General features: G+C 38.3%; 17 protein-coding genes and 1 riboswitch. Of the genes, 4 read left to right on the forward strand and 13 right to left on the reverse strand.

From position 1 onward, the window contains the following. Positions 1-184: 184 nt before the first annotated feature. The 5 genes from MUA51_RS08290 to fdaB form a co-directional block, all read right to left on the reverse strand. Positions 185-1,612, reverse strand: coding sequence for an aldehyde dehydrogenase family protein (locus MUA51_RS08290; RefSeq protein ID WP_262559328.1), 1,428 nt, complete (start codon positions 1,610-1,612; stop codon positions 185-187). A 293-nt stretch (positions 1,613-1,905) separates the two neighbouring features. Further along, positions 1,906-3,336 (reverse strand): aldehyde dehydrogenase family protein, encoded by a 1,431-nt coding sequence (locus MUA51_RS08295; protein ID WP_262559329.1) that lies wholly within the window; start codon positions 3,334-3,336, stop codon positions 1,906-1,908. 130 nt (positions 3,337-3,466) lie between these two features. Then, positions 3,467-3,796: a winged helix-turn-helix transcriptional regulator gene (locus MUA51_RS08300; RefSeq protein WP_262559331.1), complete on the reverse strand. Its 330-nt coding sequence runs from the start codon at positions 3,794-3,796 to the stop codon at positions 3,467-3,469. A gap of 47 nt (positions 3,797-3,843) precedes the next feature. Then, on the reverse strand, positions 3,844-5,106 hold the full coding sequence (locus MUA51_RS08305) for a UDP-N-acetylglucosamine 1-carboxyvinyltransferase (RefSeq protein ID WP_262559332.1): 1,263 nt from the start codon (positions 5,104-5,106) through the stop codon (positions 3,844-3,846). Between the two features lie 298 nt (positions 5,107-5,404). Continuing rightward, positions 5,405-6,277, reverse strand: coding sequence for a class IIb fructose-bisphosphate aldolase FdaB (gene fdaB / locus MUA51_RS08310; RefSeq protein ID WP_262559333.1), 873 nt, complete (start codon positions 6,275-6,277; stop codon positions 5,405-5,407). Positions 6,278-6,508: 231 nt separating this feature from the next. Here fdaB and MUA51_RS08315 point away from each other — a divergent pair, with 231 nt between their 5' ends. Then, the gene (locus MUA51_RS08315) at positions 6,509-7,030 is read left to right on the forward strand and encodes a DUF2529 domain-containing protein (RefSeq protein WP_262559334.1); all 522 of its coding nucleotides are present in this window, start codon (positions 6,509-6,511) and stop codon (positions 7,028-7,030) included. Between the two features lie 166 nt (positions 7,031-7,196). Here MUA51_RS08315 and glpT read toward each other — a convergent pair whose 3' ends face one another. The 4 genes from glpT to MUA51_RS08335 all read right to left on the reverse strand — a co-directional run bounded on the left by glpT (position 7,197) and on the right by MUA51_RS08335 (position 12,339). Beyond that, a complete protein-coding gene (gene glpT / locus MUA51_RS08320) occupies positions 7,197-8,555 on the reverse strand; it encodes a glycerol-3-phosphate transporter (RefSeq protein WP_262559335.1) in 1,359 nt (452 codons plus the stop codon). Positions 8,556-8,766: 211 nt separating this feature from the next. Beyond that, positions 8,767-10,374, reverse strand: coding sequence for a CTP synthase (locus MUA51_RS08325; protein WP_262559336.1), 1,608 nt, complete (start codon positions 10,372-10,374; stop codon positions 8,767-8,769). Between the two features lie 380 nt (positions 10,375-10,754). Further along, positions 10,755-11,300, reverse strand: coding sequence for a DNA-directed RNA polymerase subunit delta (gene rpoE, locus MUA51_RS08330; RefSeq protein ID WP_262559337.1), 546 nt, complete (start codon positions 11,298-11,300; stop codon positions 10,755-10,757). A 178-nt stretch (positions 11,301-11,478) separates the two neighbouring features. Further along, entirely contained in the window at positions 11,479-12,339 is an 861-nt protein-coding gene (locus MUA51_RS08335) for a GNAT family N-acetyltransferase (RefSeq protein WP_262559338.1), read from the reverse strand. 207 nt (positions 12,340-12,546) lie between these two features. Between MUA51_RS08335 and MUA51_RS08340 the strand changes: the two genes are divergently transcribed. Together MUA51_RS08340 and coaW are read left to right on the forward strand one after the other, a co-directional pair. Beyond that, positions 12,547-14,139: a BCCT family transporter gene (locus tag MUA51_RS08340; protein WP_262559339.1), complete on the forward strand. Its 1,593-nt coding sequence runs from the start codon at positions 12,547-12,549 to the stop codon at positions 14,137-14,139. 248 nt (positions 14,140-14,387) lie between these two features. Beyond that, a complete protein-coding gene (gene coaW, locus MUA51_RS08345; RefSeq protein WP_262559340.1) occupies positions 14,388-15,185 on the forward strand; it encodes a type II pantothenate kinase in 798 nt (265 codons plus the stop codon). A gap of 57 nt (positions 15,186-15,242) precedes the next feature. Here the strand turns inward: coaW and MUA51_RS08350 are convergent, their stop codons facing one another. The 3 genes from MUA51_RS08350 to MUA51_RS08360 form a co-directional block, all read right to left on the reverse strand. Beyond that, entirely contained in the window at positions 15,243-15,914 is a 672-nt protein-coding gene (locus MUA51_RS08350; RefSeq protein WP_262559342.1) for a DUF2750 domain-containing protein, read from the reverse strand. 323 nt (positions 15,915-16,237) lie between these two features. Then, positions 16,238-17,434, reverse strand: coding sequence for an L-aspartate--L-methionine ligase LdmS (ldmS, locus tag MUA51_RS08355; protein ID WP_262559343.1), 1,197 nt, complete (start codon positions 17,432-17,434; stop codon positions 16,238-16,240). Then, positions 17,431-18,612: a M20 family metallopeptidase gene (locus MUA51_RS08360; RefSeq protein ID WP_262560889.1), complete on the reverse strand. Its 1,182-nt coding sequence runs from the start codon at positions 18,610-18,612 to the stop codon at positions 17,431-17,433. Before MUA51_RS08360 ends, ldmS begins: the two co-directional genes overlap by 4 nt. 97 nt (positions 18,613-18,709) lie before the next feature. Further along, a riboswitch (SAM riboswitch) is annotated at positions 18,710-18,814 on the reverse strand. Between the two features lie 237 nt (positions 18,815-19,051). Between MUA51_RS08360 and MUA51_RS08365 the strand changes: the two genes are divergently transcribed. Next, positions 19,052-19,519: an S-ribosylhomocysteine lyase gene (locus MUA51_RS08365; protein WP_262559345.1), complete on the forward strand. Its 468-nt coding sequence runs from the start codon at positions 19,052-19,054 to the stop codon at positions 19,517-19,519. Positions 19,520-19,570: 51 nt separating this feature from the next. Here MUA51_RS08365 and MUA51_RS08370 read toward each other — a convergent pair whose 3' ends face one another. Then, positions 19,571-19,924 carry a DoxX family protein gene (locus MUA51_RS08370; RefSeq protein WP_262559346.1) on the reverse strand — a complete coding sequence of 118 codons (354 nt, stop codon included), beginning with the start codon at positions 19,922-19,924 and terminating at the stop codon, positions 19,571-19,573. Positions 19,925-19,941: the final 17 nt, after the last annotated feature.

A 19,941-nucleotide genomic window follows, 5' to 3' on the forward strand; every position in this document is an offset into this window, starting at 1 on the left:
AACAAAATTTTGGAAATCTTTAACATATCTCACTCAAATTTAACATTTTAGATAATTTTCGCCATTTATCTTTTTCTGTTCACTTTTACTACATATTTTCTCAACAAAAAAGGTAGGATACGAGCTCATGTTTCTCAAACTCCATTATCCTACCTGATTTTATTGTTTCGTATCAAGTGTTTTCTTATTTATAAAATCCTGCGATTGCTTTCACTTCAAGAAACTCTTGGATGCCATAGTCGCCCCACTCACGGCCAATACCTGATTGTTTATATCCACCAAACGGTAAGTCTCGTGTACGTGGTGCTTCATTGATAACAACTAACCCCGCTTCAATTCCACTCGCAATACGTCGTAACGTGTCTTGGTCTTTGCCGAAGATATAGCCCGCTAAGCCGTATTTTGTATCATTAGCAATTCGAATCGCATCATCAAGGTCTTTGTACGTGATGACTGACATAACCGGGCCGAAAATTTCTTCTTGTGCAATCGTCATATGGTTGTCAACATCGGCAAAAATAGTTGGCTTAACAAAATAACCCGTCGTTAATCCTTCTGGCTTGCCTAAACCACCATGAACCACTGTTGCACCTTCATCGATTCCTTTTTGAATATAATCTTGTACTTGAAGATACTGCTTCTCACTTACAATCGGGCCAACTTCCGTTTCAGGAGATTGTGGATCTCCAACTTTCACACGTGCCATTTCAGCAGCCGCCTTTTCTAAAAAGACATCTTTTAGTCCTTCTGGCACAAGTGTACGTGTACCTGCCGAACATGCTTGCCCAGTATTATTGACAACCGCACCAACCGCTGCTTTTACCGCTTCATCTAAGTCAGCATCATCTAAAATAATGAATGGTGATTTCCCACCTAGTTCAAGCGATACTTTTTTGAAGTCTTTGCTTGCTTGTTCCATAATTTTTGAACCTGTCGGACCTGAACCTGTGAATGAAACCATGCGCACATCTGGATGTTGTGTCAACGGTGTACCAACGCCTTTTCCATCACCGTTTACCAGGTTGAACACTCCTTTAGGTACGCCAGCTTCTTCAAAAATCTCTGCCAAAATAACAGCTGCAAATGGTGTTAATTCTGATGGCTTGAGCACAACCGGTGAACCCGCTGCAAATGCCGCTGCTAGCTTTAATGATGTTTGGTTCGTCGGGAAGTTCCAAGGTGTTACTAATCCTGCTACACCAATCGCTTCTTTCACAATCAAGTTGTCGCCACGACGTTCTTCAAACTCAAACGTTTCTAACGCTTCATATGCCGCTTCGAAATGCATAAGACCACGCTCATATTGTACAGTGTCAGATTTTGTTACGGGTGACCCTAACTCTAACGTCATCACTTCTATTAATTCTTGCTTGCGTGCTTTGTATCCTTCTACAATACGCCCTAATAATGCACGGCGTTCTTCGACAGGCGTGTGTCGGAAAGAAACATAAACATCTTTTGCTGCTTGTACTGCCTTATCGACATCCGCTTTATTACCTTTGGCAACTTGTCCAAACACTTCTTCTGTCGCTGGGTTAATGACGTCAATCGTTTCGCCACTTTCACTTTCAACCCATGCACCGTTAATGTATTGTTTCGTCTTTTTCAACATATAGTTGCACCCCTTTTTTAATTTCTAATCATATAATTACATTATAACCTTTTTTATTGCAGATAAAACGATACTGCTCTCGCATCACTGAAATTTTGAATTGTTCACAATTAAAATGGCGTGGCATGGGGAATGAGCTATAATAAACATGTACGTTGAGTGATTGATTGTCAGTATTTTCAACTAATCTACTACAATCTCAGCAAAATTTGAAATGTCTATATTCTAAAAAAGAGCTGAGAACTTTGTCTCAACTCCTTTAATCTCATCATTATTTCCCGGGAAAACATTCTTTATTCTTGATAAAAACCTGCGATTGCTTTCACTTCTAAAAACTCTTCAATACCATAGTCGCCCCATTCTCGACCGATACCAGATTGTTTATAACCACCAAACGGTAAATCTGGTGTACGTGGTGCTTTATTAATAATAACAGTACCTGCTTCGATACTGCGCGCAAGTTTTTTCAATGTCTCTTGGTCTTTACCGTATACATATCCTGCCAAACCATATTTTGTATCATTGGCAATTTGAATCGCTTGATCCAAATCTTTGTACGTAATCACAGGCATAACTGGTCCAAAAATCTCTTCTTGTGCAATTGTCATTTGATTGTCGACATCTGCAAAAATTGTTGGTTTCGCAAAATAGCCTGTTTCTAAGCCTTCTGGTTTTCCTAAACCACCATAGACAAGTGTTGCACCTTCATCAATTCCTTTTTGTATATAGGTTTGCACTTGGTTATATTGTTTTTCACTAACAATTGGACCCATTTCCGTTTCAGACAATTGTGGGTCGCCCACCTTAACATTTGCCATTTCAGCGGCTGCTTTTTCTAAAAAGTCATCTTTTAAATGTTCAGGAACAAGTGTACGTGTACCCGCTGTACATACTTGCCCTGTATTGTTTACAACTTTTGCAACCGCTGCTTGAACAGCTTCATCTAAATCAGCATCATCGAGCAGAATAAATGGTGATTTGCCACCCAATTCAAGCGATACTTTTTTGAAGTCTTTGCTCGCTTCTGCCATAATTTTAGAACCTGTACCACCAGAACCTGTAAATGATACCATACGAATATCTGGATGCTGACTCAACGGTGTACCAACACCTTCTCCATCACCATTTACGAGGTTGAATACACCTTTAGGTACGCCTGCTTCATCAAAGATCTCAGCAAGGATAATAGCTGAAAATGGTGTCATTTCTGATGGTTTCAACACAACTGGAGCACCTGCCGCAAAGGCTGCTGCTAACTTCAATGATGTCTGATTCGTTGGGAAGTTCCATGGTGTTACCAGTCCTGCTACACCAATCGCCTCTTTAACGATTAAGTTATCGCCACGACGTTCTTCAAATTCGAAAGTCTCTAACGCATCATATGCAGCTTGAAAATGTTTAAGCCCCATCTCATAATGTACTTTATCTGATTTTGTCACGGGTGTGCCTAGTTCTAAAGTCATCACATCAATCAAATCTTGCTTGCGTGCTTTATATGCTTCGATAATTCGTCCTAACATAGCTCGACGCTCTTCTACTGGCATATGACGGAATGATACATATACTTCTTTGGCTGCTTGCACTGCTTTGTCTACGTCGGCTTTGTTTCCTTTCGCAATGCATCCAAATACTTCTTCTGTTGCTGGATTGACAACATCGATTGTTTCGCCACTTTCACTCTCAATCCATGCACCATTAATATATTGTTTTGTATGATTTCTCATAGTTAAACACCTCTTATTTAAAAATCAGTATGATATGATTCTCTTTTCCCTTTTGATTAAATTTCAAACACAACTAAAAAGACCAGCGCCTTGAGTCAGCATTCTGGTCTTATCTATGTTTAACAGTTATTTATTGTGTTTCTTGTTCCAACTCCATATGTGTATGTGCCCAATCTTCCAAAGGGACTAATGCTTTAGCTAACGCCATCCCTTTATCTGTTAAATAATAACGGACAGATGGCGGGTTTTCTGAAATGACGTCTTTGACAAGTAACTTTGCATCTGCTAACTCGGATAATTTTAAAGATAGTGCCCGATTGGTGATAGGCTTTAAATCACGCTTCATATCGGAAAAGTGTGCAGACTGATCTGGGCACTTGTCGAGATAATGTAGAATAAGCCCATTCCAACTGCGCCCTAATATTTTAAATGTCGCTTCAATATATGGACAAACTTCCATAATAATCGCCTCACTTAATGAACTCTCGACGTACCATTAACTCTCGTTTACGCCTGTTGTTCTGTCCAAATATCAGCACCTAGCGCGCTTAATGTTTCAACAATATTTGAATAACCACGATAAATATGACGGACATTATAAATTGTTGTCACACCTTCAGCAAGTAACCCTGCAATAATCAAACATGCACCTGCGCGTAAATCACTTGCATATACATCCGTACCAACAAGTTGTGAAGGTTTAATTGTTGCGGTACCTTGATCAGCAGTAATTGCTGCATTCATATTTTGTAACTCTGGAACATGCTTGAAACGTTCTGGATAAATCGTATCCGTCACAAAGCTTGGACCATCTGCTAGGAATAACAATGGTGTAATGGGTTGTTGTAAGTCCGTAGCAAAACCGGGATACACAAGTGTCTTGATATCAACATTTTTATAAGGTGCTGTTGATTTAACGATCATATAATCGTCGCCTGATTCGATTTTAACACCTAATTCTTTTAATTTTACAGTTAACGGCTCAACATGTTCCGGGATAATGTTATCAATATACATTTCTTCTCCACATGCGGCTGCAATACACATGTATGTACCTGCTTCGATACGGTCTGGGATAATTGTATGACGGCTTCCTGATAAATGAGACACGCCTGTAATTTTAATCGTACTTGTACCAGCACCAGAAATTTTTGCGCCCAAACTATTCAGGAAGTTTGCAACATCAACAACTTCTGGTTCTTTTGCGGCATTTTCGATGATTGTTTGTCCTTCAGCACGTGTTGCAGCAATCATAATATTAATTGTTGCCCCTACACTTACGATATCTAAATAAATATTTGCACCAACTAGGCGTTCTGCTTCAAGTTTCATTGATGTATCATCAGACTCATCAATTGTAGCACCGAGTGCTTTGAACCCTTTGATATGTTGATCAATCGGTCTCGGCCCTAATGGACATCCACCTGGTAATCCAATCACACATTTATTGAATCGTCCCAACATCGCCCCCATCATATAATAAGATGCACGCAATGATTCGACCTTATTATTTGGGAGTGGCGCATTTTTAATATCAGTCGGATCTAACTGCAATGTACCCTCACTTAGATTCGTTTTTATATTCAAGTCTTCTAATAAACTTACTAATGTTTCAACATCTGATATTTCTGGCAATCCATCTAATGTTACTGGAGATTCAGCCATCAATGCAGCCGGTATGATTGCAACCGAACTATTTTTGGCACCGCTGATTTCTACCTTACCCTTTAATTTTTGGCCACCTCTAATTTTAATTACATCTTGTGCCATTTTTCAGAACTCCTTTTCACTCTCTTATAAACCTAGAATACCATATTTAAGGGCATTATAATGTAAAAATTTTCAAATTGCAAAATGTATTATTTTCGAAAAATTTATTGCATTCTCACATATTTTTAGTTCCCTATTTTAAGAGTCACAATGCATGATGACAAATATAGTGATATCGAGTTCATTTGAGATGCAAGGACAGAAAATGATTGTATACAAAGAAAACCTGAGAAACAATATCCAAAGATATCGCTTCCCAGGTTTTTATAGCCAACATGCAATGATGTGGTTTGTATGATTAACCTTTGAAGTTGTCCGCTTTGTTTGAAGTACCAAATTCACGGATTTTACCAACAACTGTTTCTTTAATCGCTTCACGTGCTGGTCCTAAATATTTACGTGGATCGTAAACTTCAGTGTCAGCTGCTAATACTTCACGAACACGTTTCGCTGAAGCAATTTGGTTTTCAGTGTTAACGTTGATTTTAGCAGTACCTAATGAAATAGATTTTTTGATGTCATGCGTTGGGATACCAGTACCACCGTGTAATACTAATGGTAAACCAGTTGATAAACCAATTTCTTCCATTTCTTTGAATCCTAAGTTTGGTTCACCTTTGTATGGTCCGTGTACTGAACCCAATGCAGGTGCCAACGTATCAATACCAGTTTCTTTCACTAAGTTTTGACATTCGATTGGATCTGCATAGATTACGCCGTCAGCTACAACGTCGTCTTCTTGACCACCAACAGTACCTAATTCAGCTTCTACTGATACACCGTGTTCGTGTGCGTATTCAACAACTTTTTTAGTAATTTTAACGTTTTCTTCATATGGTTCGTGTGATGCATCGATCATAACAGATGTGAAACCAGCATCGATTGCTTCTTTACATTTTTCGAAGCTTGAACCATGGTCTAAATGAATTGCCACTGGAATTGTAATTTCATAGTCGTGCATTAAACCTTCAACCATTTTTACAACTGTATAGAAACCACCCATGTAACGCGCTGCACCTTCAGATACACCTAAGATAACTGGTGCATTTTCTTCTTGTGATGCTTGTAAAATAGCTTGCGTGAATTCTAAGTTGTTTAAGTTATATTGACCTACTGCATAGCCATTTTCTTTTGCGTCGATTAACATTTCTTTCATTGAAACTAAAGGCATGTAAGTTCCTCCTTGAGTGCTTTTGCACTTATTTTTATATGTACAGTATAGCAAAATATAATCATCATTGCATACGAAATCAACTCGAAAAAAGTTTTTTTTGTGAAAAAAATCTCAATTTCAAAAATGTAAACGCATCCATTTTTTTACATTGCTTATTTCATATTATTTTTATAGAATGAACGCATGAAAACTATGATAAAACAGATTATTTTAAGGAGATGAATCTTCGTGTCGAAAATGTTAACAACACAATTGACAGGTGTATTTAACCGATTAGATGCACAATCACTCGATATACAAATGGCAGCACAAAGCTTGATTCAAGCAATTGGTGGTGAGGGACATATTTATGTAAAAGGGTATGGAGATATCAAGTCATTCGAATCCTACGTTTTGCACAGTGAAGAAAAGTTAAAAGCCAGTCGCACACTCGATAGCCTTTCTTCATTATCAGTGCTTGATTCGACAGATCGTGTGCTTTTGTTTGGCGAACATTATACTGAAGAAATGGCCGCAGATTTAACTCAACTGATTGATGATAATCGCGATGTTGTTGTGATTACAAACAAACCATCATCTGTTGACATTCCTGATCATCTCGTGCATTTTATCGACTTATCGACACCACGCCCACTCGTTTTCACAGAAGATTACGATAAAGTAGTCGTTCCACATTTAATCGCACTCAACTATATTTACTATGAAATCTACACACAAATGATTGAAATGATTCGTGATTTAGATTTATAACAAAAAAGTAGCGCCCATGTACATATACATGATGCGCTACTTTTTTAATGATTAATTATATAAAGCAGAATTTGCGACAGAACTTCGCAGCTCTACAAAATCAAAAAGCGATTTTACGCATCGCTCGGATTCTGCTCAATCCCTAAACGCTTCTTTCACAACCTCGTTAGTGAACGACTTCTTGTCCACGTTTATTCCATGTAAAGATAAAGCTTAATGTTGCTAAAATACTTACAACGATGAGTAGGATGAATCCTGCATCCCATCCCATGTTATCTACAACGATACCCATGATGATGTTCGCCATTACGGCACCACCTAAGTATCCGAATAAACCTGTTAATCCCGCAGCTGTTCCTGCTGCTTTTTTCGGTACATAGTCAAGTGCTTGTAAACCGATCAACATAACAGGACCATAAATTAAGAAACCGATTGTAACTAAAGCCAGGTTGTCAACAATTGGGTTACCTGCTGGATTTAACCAGTACACAGCAACTGCAATCGTCACACCAATCATAAAGATAAAGCCAGCTGGTCCACGACGTCCTTTGAACACTTTATCCGATAACCAACCGCATAGTAATGTTCCTGGAATACCGGCCCATTCGTACAAGAAGTATGCCCAACTTGAACCTTCTACATCGAAATGTTTCACATCGCTCAAGTAAAGTGGTGCCCAATCCAGCACACCGTAGCGTACAAAGTAAACAAAGATGTTGGCAACTGCAATAATCCAAACCCATTTATTGTTCAACACATATTTGAATAAGATTTCTTTTGTTGTAAGTTCTGTTTCAAATGTTGTTTTATCTTTTGTTGGGTAGTCATTACGGTAAGATTCAATCGGAGGTAACCCAACTGATTGTGGTGTATCTCTAATAAGGAAATATGACACAATGGCAACAATCATCGCAATAATTGCTGGGAAGATGAAGATACCTTCATATCCTTTCATATGGTCAAAACCTAGAACAGACATTAAATACACACCGAAAATAGCAAATGGCGCCATTAATCCGCCACCGACGTTATGTGCAACGTTCCAAATGGCTGTCTTACTACCACGTTCACTCACACTGAACCAATGAACAAGGACACGACCTGAAGGCGGCCATCCCATCCCTTGGAACCAACCGTTAAGGAATAGCATGATAAACATAATTGTAATACCCGACGTAAATGCAGGTACAAATCCCATCAATAAGTTAACAATTGCTGTTAACATCAAACCTAATACTAAAAATGTTCTCGCATTACTGCGGTCACTGACCGTTCCCATTACAAATTTACTGATACCGTAAGAGATGGAAACAGCAGATAATGCAAAACCTAATCCTGTTGTAGAAAACCCTTGCTCTGCCAAGTAAGGCATGGCAATTGAAAAGTTTTTACGCAATAAATAATAACCTGCATATCCTAGAAAAATCCCCATAAAAACTTGAAAACGTAACTTTTTGTACGTTTCATCTACATGTTGATCTGCCACTGGTTGTGCAGGTTTAGGTGGTTTTAAAAAGTTAAACATTAACAAAAACCCTCCGATCATGTTGTTATATGATAAAAAGTTAAGACATATAGATTTTAAAGATAGTTAAAATAATTGTCAATAACATCTGAACTATTTTTGTAAACGATTACACATTTATTCTTTAATTTAATAAAGAATTTATAATAAACCACAACAAAAAGGCTGGCATCTCTTTCAAACGAGAGAAACCAGCCTTTTATTTATTCTATTATTTATCTTGTTGTGCTACACAAGCACCGATGAAATTTTTGAAAATCGGTTGTGGACGATTTGGGCGTGATAAAAATTCTGGGTGGAACTGACATGCGATAAAGAATGGGTGATCTGCTAACTCAACCATTTCTACCAATCGACCGTCAGGGCTTGTTCCTGAGAAAATCATACCCGCTTCTTCTAGGCGCTCACGATATGCATTGTTGAACTCGTAACGGTGACGATGACGTTCTTCAATTGATGTTTGTCCATAGATTTTTTCAGCTAACGTACCTGGTTTAATCTCACATGGATATAATCCAAGTCTCAAAGTACCACCAAGATCCTCAATATCTTTTTGTTCTGGTAATAAATCAATCACAGGATATGGTGTGTTTGGATCCAACTCAGCTGAATGTGCATCTGATAATCCAACCACATGACGTGCATATTCAACCGTTGCCAGTTGCATACCTAGACAAATGCCGAAGAATGGTAATTTGTTTTCACGCGCATATTTAATTGCTGAAATTTTACCTTCACTTGCACGGAAACCAAAACCACCTGGTACTAGAATACCGTCGACATCGTGGAAGTATGATGCTGCATTTTCATCTGTTACTTCACTTGAGTCAATCCAGCGAATCTCGATATCCTTCATATATTGGTAACCGGCATGTTTTAATGCTTCTGCAACTGATAGATACGCATCTTGTAATGCTACATATTTACCAACTAATGCGATTGTTACCTTGCCTTCTAGGTTGTTTACAACATCTAGTAAATGTTTCCACTCATCTAGTTGTGTATCACGTTCAACTTCTAAACCTAAGCGATCAATCACAATATCATCCATATTTTGACGACTTAATTGTAATGGGATTTCGTATAACGATTCCGCATCACGACATTCAATAACATTTTGTTTATCAATATCACAGAATAGCGCAATTTTGTCTTTTAAGTCTTGTGTCATTTCATATTCTGTACGCACAACGATTAAGTCTGGTTGAATACCTAAACCGCGTAATTCTTTCACACTGTGTTGTGTTGGTTTTGTTTTCATTTCTCCAGCTGCTTTGATGTATGGTAATAATGTACAGTGCACATACATGACATTTTCACGACCTAAGTCACTGCGAATTTGACGAATTGCTTCGATGAAAGGTAATGACTCAATGTCACCTGTTGTTCCACCGATCTCAGTGATAACAACATCTGCGTTCGTACTTTCTCCAGCTAATAAAAGACGTGACTTAATTTCATTTGTGATATGTGGAATCACTTGTACTGTTCCACCTAAATAGTCACCACGACGTTCTTTTTGTAAAACGTGTGAATATACTTTACCTGCCGTTACATTCGAATATTTGTTTAAGTTAATATCGATAAAACGTTCATAGTGTCCTAAGTCTAAGTCTGTTTCAGCACCATCATCTGTGACAAACACTTCTCCGTGCTGGTATGGACTCATTGTACCTGGGTCAACATTCAAATAAGGGTCAAACTTTTGAATTGTGACTTTCAGTCCTCTGTCCTTTAACAAACGTCCAAGTGATGCAGCAGTAATCCCTTTACCGAGTGAAGATACAACGCCACCCGTTACAAAAATAAATTTAGTCATGCAATAAATCCTCCTCAACAGTTTTCAATAGTTACATCGCCCTACCAACATGATGGGTGCTTTTAAAAATAAAAAAAGTTCCCTCTCACAATGTCCAGTTTGTAAGGGGGAACGTTTACGTCTACTGTGTCGTAACACAGCTCTATTAAAGGTCGAAGTGAACAAATTCACTTTCTGACGTATCGGTTTATTCAATCGTCCTAATTAAAGGAGCCCGACTAAAATTTTATCACTTTGAATCAAAAAGTCAATAAACTTCCGATATGAAAAATTAATTTTTATCATAAGTCTCTATTAACTTTCGATTGTTTCATGACAACCTTCGAGAGTATGAAGAACAAACGTGATAGATCTAACGTGTCTCTATCTCATTTCTCTCCTTATAACGCCTCGTCTTCTTCTAACTCATCATCTTCTTCTAGTTCATCATCGTAAGTTTCGTCGATCTCTTCCTCGTCTTCTTCTACGACAAGATCAGATTCTTCAATCTCATCTTCAACATGTTCATCTTCTGGGTCATTTAACTCTTCTTGATCATCCGTACGATTTGGAATATTATCATCGCCTTCTGAATCATCTTCACCAAGTAATGTTAAGTTTTTATCTTCTTCATCATCTTCATCAAGAATTTCAAATTTTTGGATTGTTGGTGCAATCTTTTCTTCAATATCGTCTACTGAATACCAGTCACGAAGACCCCATACGTTATCACCAACACTCAAAAAGCGACCATCTGTGTTTAAGTCTGTGTAGAATTGAACGACACGATTTTCAATTTGTTCATCTTCGTAATGTCCAATTCGTTTGAATGAATCAATAATATCGTATAAGTTCATTGTTTCGTTCTGTTCGCTTAGCAATGTATAAGCCATATCGATAAATGACTTTTCGTCCATCATTTCTTGTGTGTATTCTTGTAATTTCATCAGCATATCTTCCTTTCAAAGATTCGCGTTTATTATGTTCATATCTTACTGCAATAAACCGTGAGACCAAATCTTTATGACAATCTCACCTTTACATCATTAACTATAACAAAAATAGATTATAAATGACTGTGGCGCTTTTCGCAATGTTTTACAAAGCTCTTTTTATATTTCTTTCCTAGTAATTGATATACTTTTCAAATGTACGATAATCGTCTGTCGCCATAGTCTCGACAAAGTTACTCTTCTCAAATAGCGGTTTCAATTGATGATTAGGTCCAAACAATGTGACTTCAATCACTTTGATATCTTCAAAGTTTTTACGCACGTATGTCGCCAATTGTCGAAGTGCATTTTGTGCGACACCTGTTGATTGATAACGCTCATCTACGTAGACAGAACGAATAATAAGACGATGTTCAAATTGCTCTAATGCGATAAAGCCAACTTTTTCGCCGTTTAACATTAAATCGACAACATCAAACGTACTTGACGTAGACGCTTCTTGATATTGAAGTTTGAGCGATGAGACATATTTTGCATCCAAATCTAAATAGTAAAGGCGCTCTTTTCCAATCGGTCCTTCTTCTTTCGTAGCAGCATGCATAAACCCAGCACGTTCATACAAGTTCCATGCAGCAGCATTTTCAGCATCGACAACTAAATATAGATGGTTGAATCGTGGAAAAACTTCTTGAACATATTGTGGTAGAATCATCATCATTTTAGTGCCATATCCATGACCTTGATAACGTTCATTAATCGATAGCGAACGAACATACACGACCTCTTCTGGTGTATCGTATCCTTCATGTTGATAATGTTTGTGAAGAACGAAAAAACCAATCACTTCATCTTGTGTGTTCAACACAACATTCGCAACACGATTTTCATCTTCCAGTGCTTCATCAAGGACTTCTATGGGTAAAGATGAGTAGATACGTTGTCTTTCACTCAACTCAAAGTTGTTTAAGGCATCACGGTATTGCTTGTCATAGGATTGTATAGTAATATCATCAAAGCGCTTACTTTTTGTCATAGAAAACTCCACCCTTTAGCATTATACTTTATTGATATCATACACTATTTTCGTAAGTTCAAAACACATATCACATATAAAAATGGAAATTTTCTAAACGTACAACGAGTAATTGCAAGGCATAGGTTGATTCATCACATATCAATTTTCTAGGTGACGTCTCGGTCTAAGCTTCTACATCAATTTGACTTTTAGAAAGGGGATACTATGAATCAATCATTATCAAAAAAGAAAAAGCATCGTAATATTGTTTATACTGTCGCTTTCTCTATCATCTTGCTTTTAACGCTCATAGCTGCTGTCTTCCCAAAAGGTTTTGGTAACTATGCGCAACACGTTTATGATTTTTTAGCTATTAATTTTGGCTGGCTTTTCCTAATTATCGTATTTGTTTTAGATATATTTTTAATCTTCCTTGCTACATCGCGTTACGGTCGTTTTAAATTGGGACCAGACGACGAGGAACCGGAATTTTCATTTATTTCGTGGATTGGGATGTTATTCTCAGCAGGTCTTGGTGTAGGAATCGTCTTCTGGGGCGTTGCCGAACCACTTACACACTACTTACATTCCCCTTTCCCAGATAGTGTTAAAGGGGAATCTGTAGAATCGGCACGCTTAGCAATGGGATATACATTCTTCCACTGGGGCATCTCCCAATGGTCGATCTTTGCGATGAGTGGTCTCATCGTTGCCTACTTCCAATTCCGTAAACAACGTGACGGACTTATTTCAACAGCAATGGAACCCGTCTTCGGTGAAACATACCGACGTCCATTTCGAAATGGGATTGATATCCTTGCAATTATCGCAACAGTAATGGGGATTGCGACATCAATCGGGCTTGGAATTCTTCAGATCGCAGGTGGCTTGAATCATGTCTTTCATGTTCCGAACAATACAGTCACACTGATTGTCATTACCTTGCTTATGACAGGCATTTTTCTCAGTTCTGCACTCACAGGTATTGAACGTGGTGTGAAATGGCTGAGTAATTTGAACATTATCATTGGTGCTGCATTGCTCATTTTCATTTTTATTTTCGGAGACTTACGATTCATCGTAGAAACTTTCACTGTATCGATTGGCGACTATATCTCTCATTTTGTAACGTATAGTTTGCGCATCGATCCTTACTCAGGTGACAACAGTTGGATTCAACAGTGGACCGTTTTCTACTGGGCATGGGTTATTTCTTGGTCTCCATTCATCGGTGGTTTCGTCGCTCGTGTCTCTCGTGGTCGTACAATACGTGAATTCGTAGTTGGTGTACTCATTATTCCACCATTAATCTCATTTACTTGGATTGCTGGGTTTGGTGGGACAGCTATTAACTGGGCTTTACACAAAAACTCAGATATCGCACAAGTTGTCGATAAAGATTATACGGTTGCGCTTTTTGAATTGTTGCGTAACTTCCCATTGTATGAAGTAACAAGTGCTTTGGCGATTATTTTAATTTTTACATTCATCGTGACAAGCGCCGACTCAACAACACATATCGTATCAGGCATGGCAACAGGTGGTGTAGAAAACCCAAAACGCAAACACAAGCTTGTATGGGGGCTTTTAATCGGCGGTATTTCACTTGCGTTGACAGTTGCAGGTGGCTTAACAAGTCTACAAACGGCTTCTGTTGTCACAGGTTTACCTTTCTCTATCATCCTATTGCTGATGATTTTCTCATTGATGCGGGCATTACATCGTGAACCGACCGAGCATTTTAAAATGACGCATATTGATGATGAAAAAGACTTTTCTAAGACAATTGAAGAACGCGAGAAAAATGATGAAATGTAATGCATAATCAAGGCTGACGAGATACGTATCGAGCCACTAGATAAATTGACATGTCTACCTTATATTTTCCGTTCACTGAACCACCGAAAATGTAAGGTAGACAGTATATTGAGAGAGTCAAAAATAATATCTCCTAACTGTGCAAACACAAGATTGTAAAAAACAATTTTTCCAATCATAGATACTGTCCTTTTACATTAAATTCATTTAATATGTATATGTAAATATAAATGAAGAGGTGACGCTTAATGCGAATCGGTATTGATGCGGGTGGGACATTGATCAAAATGGTCATTGAACAAGATGACCAGCGTAACTATCAAACGTATCTATCTACACAACTAGAAGAAGTTGCGGCATGGCTCAATGACCAACCATGCGAAGATATCCATATCACAGGTGGTAAGGCGAAAATGTTAAATGACCTACTCAACTGTGAAGCAAAGTCTTATATTGAATTTGATGCTGCTGCAAAAGGCATTCAAATTTTACTGAAAGAGCAAGGAACACAACTAGATCGTTACATTTTCTCAAACGTAGGCACAGGCACATCCATTCATCTATCCGATAGTTCAGGTCAACAACGTGTTGGTGGGATTGGAACTGGTGGCGGAATGATTCGTGGTCTTGGGTATCTACTTACCCAAATCGATGACTACGAAACTTTAACAAATCTTGCTCAAAATGGGAATCGTGACATTATCGATCTAAAAGTAAAACATATTTATAAAAATGATACGCCCCCTATTTCAGGTGAATTGACTGCCGCAAACTTCGGACATGTCCTTCATAACTTGGATAAAACTTTTACAGATGCCGATAAGCTTGCCTCTGTCATGGGCGTAGTTGGTGAGAGTGTGACAACAGTATCCATTCACGTGGCACGTGAACATCAAGCTGAAGATGTCGTATATATTGGCTCTTCATTCCATAACAATCCATTATTACAACAAGTTGTTACGGACTATACAATCTTGCGTGGCTTCAAACCGCACTATTTAGACAATGGTGCTTTTTCAGGCGCACTAGGAACACTATATCTCTAACCAAAAAAAGTGGGAAAACAAACCTTTCGTTAGGTCGTTCTCCCACTTTTTTATTCATTAAAATGTTAATTCATTCGCTAACTTCTGAGCAGATACGATTGTGCCAACTACGCCTGGTTTTACATCGATAGCCACATAACGATTATCATCACGTAATTCATCGAGCCATTCGGCAAAAACTTCACCTTCCACATCAATGAGTTCAAACGCATCAAAATCTTCTTCGGCCACTCTCTCAGCACGCTTACTCAAACTCCATACAGGCATGAAGTGAGATTGTTCGAAGTTATCATTCTCATCATAAACCACCGCAAAATGCTTCATCCCTTTTTGTGTCAAACCATAAACTGTGTCTGACTTAGCAACATCTTGTACAAACTCACGTACACGAATGTTATCCAAATCCGTCATAATCTCATTCATTGCTTCAACAATCTTAATCTCGTGTCCGGCTGCTTTATCTGTCACATTCACGAGCGCTTCATCATCATCGTCGAACATATCATCTAATTCATAAGTTGCAAAACGATCAATATCCATGGTGATGATCTTATCGAAAGCAACATCAAACGTCTCTAAATACTCAGTTGCAAATGCCTCACGTGTCCAAAAACAGAAATAAGGACGATCTCGATACATGTGCTTAACAATCTTTTTGTCTTTGACTGCAATAAAAAATTGCTCGTTCGTTAAAATATCTTTATAAAAACGTTCACCTTTATAAGACATGCTATACCCTCCACTTGTTGGTTCTCTTCATCGACTATAAATGACACCGATGATTCCGTCAATGCCTGATGGCACTCAATAATTCAATCTTTTGAGAGACTTGAATATACTTGAATAACCGTCATATTGACAATACCTAATTAGTTAGACTATAACATACTTTAGACATATAACCTAGACACGAGGTTGTGAGAGAAGCGCTTAGAATTTGAGCTGAACCCAAGCAATTTTCAAAATCGCTTTTTGATTTTGGGAGAATTGCGACGTTCTGTCGAAAATTCTGCTTCTCGAACACTGACATCACGAGGTTGTGAAAAGAACGCTTAGGAATTGAGTCCCGCTTCTTCAAGGAATTGTTGTTCATATGCTTCAATATCTGCTTCACTGTCCGCATGCCAAATACAGCCAAATCGTGAATCAACATGTTTATCTGTGTACCAATCTCCATCATAATATGACAATGGGAAAAGGACACCTTTTTCGATAAATGTTTTAATAGCTGCATAGAAACGGTCATTATCCCCTTTCGCCACATAACTATAAAACTTATGATAGGCACCTTCTAAGTTATCGGAAAGTAACAACATACTCGTAGAGCCGTTTTGTCGATAGTTTAAGTCAATTGCAAAGACTTGACCATCTGCATCTTCTAATAGGTCAAATCCCGCCACACCAATAAAGCCTTCTTCAACTGCTCGTTCCATAAGTGCTCGTCCAGCATCTATGATTGTCTGTGGTACGTGTTGGGCATTAACGTTACCTTGATAGAAGCCGTATTCATTCGTTAATTGTTTTGCAGCACCTAAATAAATAATACCTTTATCTGGATGTTTCGCAAACTGCACACAATAGTTATCCACGATATCAATACACTGTTCAATAATCAATGTATCCGTCGCTGTTTTCGCTTTCTTCACACGTGAAATGGCCTGTTCTAGTTCTGCTTGTGTGTAACAAATCATCACACCATACCCACCAGCTGTTGGTAAGTCATCTCCTGGTTTAATAACAACTGGTAAGTCCCAGCGACGAACTGCTTGTTCAAATTCGTTAAACGGCACCACTTCACGCTTTGGCAAGTATTTGCCATCTGTCCATTCTGGTATTTTTGACTTGTTATTCAAATCAATAAAAGTCTGTTTATTCATCGCATACTTGTCAGCAGGGACGATATCATCACCATGTACATATTGAAAATAAACTTTCCGTCCCTCTTCATATACAAGTCGTTGTAACAAAGTTTCATATGATGTTTGATCTCTAAAAGAATACAAATTATCAGGAATACGACGATGAATCATCGCAAATAATTGCGCTAACTTATCTGTCACACTTGCTTCATGAACAATTACGGGCATATCCGCTATCAGCAATTCTCTCGCAGATAAGAAGTTAGATTGATGTTCATCGGGTTCTAACCAAGGGTTCGACACATATGAAGGTCGAGATGAATATACGACATCACTTGAATACAACTCAGACATCGTCAAATAAGACTGGGTATTTTTTACATCGGTCATAATAAATGCTCCCTTAATAATTGATGTTCTTGTTGTATTTTCTCAAGTTGCGCTGGATCTTGAATTAATTTTGCGCCCATCAACGCAATAATCTTTGCCCCTTTAATTAGCGCCTTATCACCCATCGGACTAGCTGCAGCTTCTCTAAAACGATGTGTATGGCCTACTAAGCTTCTTGGACCAATTTTTACATGCGGATGAATTGTTGGTACAACGTGACTTACGTTACCTGTATCTGTTGATCCAAATCCAAAGTCATCATGACTGACTTCTTCACCGAGTTCCGTTGCATATTTCTCAAATAGGTCATCTAACAATGGTGCTTTAATAAATTCATTTACACCATTTTGAATCGGTCCAAATTCATAGTTACAGCCTGTTTGTAGTGCAGCCCCTTTGGCAATATCGTGCACACGTTCAGTGAGAACATCCAGTGACTTTCGTGTTGTCCCTCTCGTGTAAAAACGTGCATGTGTAAAGTCAGGAATAATATTCGCTGCTTTCCCACCATCTAAGATCACACCATGTACGCGTTCAGACGGTTGAATGTGTTGACGTAACTGAGCAACACCGTTGAAGAAGCTTAACATTGCATCGAGTGCGTTACGTGCTTCATACGCATTTTCTGAAGCATGCGCACTACGTCCGAAGAACTTAATATCCAACACGTCAACTGCAAGAGTATGAATCGTTGGGTACGTTTCATTGCCCGGATGTATCATCAATGCTACGTCAACATCTATAAGCCCTTCTTTAACATACGACGCCTTGGCAGAGCCGTTTTCGCCGCCTTCTTCTGCTGGACAGCCGTATACGACAACAGTCCCACCAATCTCGTCGACAACATGTTTCAATGCAACACCAGCTAATACACTGGCTGTTCCGATAATGTTATGTCCACAAGCATGTCCAAGTCCAGGTAACGCATCATATTCAGCCAAAAAGCCAATTCTTGGACCCGGTTTATCAGATTGGTAAGTTGCAATAAAGCCCGTCGCATGACCAGCAATATCACGTGTCACTTCAAAATCATGTTGCTTTAAATGATCAATTAATAATCGTGATGCGAATAGTTCTTCATTTCCTAATTCAGGGCGCTCATGTATTTGATGACTCATGTCCAAATAGTTCAGCCTATGGTTATCTATATAGTCTAGGATCTGTTGTTTTACTGTTATCAATGCAAAAAGCTCCTTTCAAAAAAATATCAACCTTGTACGAGCGCTACATTTATCAAGTGCGGTATGTACAAAGTTGATAATATCTTGTCCACGTCATTTATCTGTCAGCTAACTTGCTGTTGGATTTAGCACCTTTATCGTCACCGATGAGGTTGCAGGGCTTCACAGGGCCAATTCCCTCCACCACTCTTGATAAATTATATTTAATTATTACTTATTCTATCGGATTTACGATCATTTGTCATGTCATTTTTTCAATATTTTCTAAAATCTTTGTAAACGAGTTATTTCCGTCTACTCGACAGCATATCCTATACATAGAACCTTTTATTGTTTTCAAATCTATACCCACATATTCAAAATTCAAATCATGTCCCTGTTAGTTTCTTCTGAATATGATAAAATAACGATAAACTATAAAGGAGGCGTTATCACAATGCCAAAAATGAATGTTGAAAGTTTTAACCTAGACCATACTAAAGTTGTTGCCCCTTATATCCGCTTAGCTGGTAAAATGACTGGGAACAACGGTGACGAAATCCACAAATACGATATTCGTTTTAAACAACCAAACAAAGAACATATGGACATGCCAGGCTTACACTCATTAGAACATTTAATGGCAGAGAATATTCGAAACCATTCAGACAAAGTGGTTGATTTAAGTCCTATGGGCTGTCAAACAGGTTTTTACGTCTCATTTATTAATCATGATGACTATGAAGATGTATTAAACATCATTGAAAAAACGATTCAAGATGTCCTTAATGCAACAAAAGTTCCTGCTTGCAATGAAGTACAATGTGGCTGGGCTGCTTCTCACTCATTAGAAGGTGCAAAAGTAATTGCACAAGCTTTTTTAGACAAGCGTGATCAATGGCACGATGTCTTCGGTGAAGGATAAAGTAAATTAAACGTAAAAAACACGGATGCAATTGCACCCGTGTTTTTTGGATTAAAGTTTGCGTATCCATGCCATTAAGACAAATTGCAATGGAAGCCGACCATATAAAACGGATTTTGGTAACACTTTGTCACCAAGTGGTAATCCCTGACGTGCCATATAAATATTAGCTGGGAATACTGCCCATAAAAATGCAATCATCGCATGTTTAAACCAGTATCCAGGTTTTCTCAACGCCAAGCCAATACCAAAGATCAGTTCCATGACACCCGTTATCCATACAATCTCCTTCTTAAACGGTAAATAGTGCGGCACAATATTTGTGAAGTTACGTTCACGTTTAAAGTGTAAGTAACCCGCCCCCGTAAATAAGATTGCTAACAGTTGTCGACTTATCCATTTCATTATATTCAATCCTTTAT

Source organism: Staphylococcus sp. IVB6214, assembly GCF_025558585.1.
Classification (GTDB): Bacteria; Bacillota; Bacilli; order Staphylococcales; family Staphylococcaceae; genus Staphylococcus.